Origin of the sequence: Bacillus glycinifermentans (assembly GCF_001042475.2) — a bacterium.
Classification (GTDB): Bacteria; Bacillota; Bacilli; order Bacillales; family Bacillaceae; genus Bacillus; species Bacillus glycinifermentans.
The window spans coordinates 1-550 of sequence record NZ_LECW02000076.1 but is presented as its reverse complement, the minus strand read 5'-3'; the positions used below and the strand labels follow the sequence as shown (position 1 = coordinate 550).

Here is a 550-nt window from a genome sequence, read left to right as displayed (position 1 = left end):
ATATATATATATATATTAATTATTTATAGGGCGTTAATAAATATTTGAGTATCAAAAGTAACAAAAAAACGTTCAATCCCTTGGGAGAGTAAGAGTGAGGCGTGTTTTTTGAAAAAGTAACAAAAGTAACGACATTATCTGGAAACGACTGTGAGAAATTGATGAAAGGAGATTTCAAACGTGAATTCAATAATGAAAATAGATGAAATGACCTTAACGGAAAAAAATAAATTGTATATCAATCAAAAAAGAGAAATTGATAGGTTGAACAAAGTCATTGAAGACTTAGAAAAACAACTAAGTGTTCGGAATGAAAATGATGAACAATCATTAATATCAACATTTTTGAAAAAGTATTCCTCTAAAATTTCCGAACAACAGATTGAGGCTAAACAACTTTATCAAGAATATGAAAAGTGGATCAAAAGCTTATTACTAGGCAAAAGAAATTTTTATAATGTTGTAGCTACCTATGGTTATGAATTCAAAAGAGGTAAAGGAAATAAGCTCTTTGTCAAAGGTGAGGAAAATGCACCCAAAACAAATTTGT

1 protein-coding gene is annotated in these 550 nt (G+C 28.5%); it reads left to right on the top strand.

The features are described 5' to 3' along the window. Positions 1–180: 180 nt before the first annotated feature. Positions 181–550, top strand: a 370-nt coding sequence (locus tag AB447_RS23945) for a hypothetical protein (RefSeq protein WP_009329257.1), incomplete at its 3' end; no start/stop codon positions are given.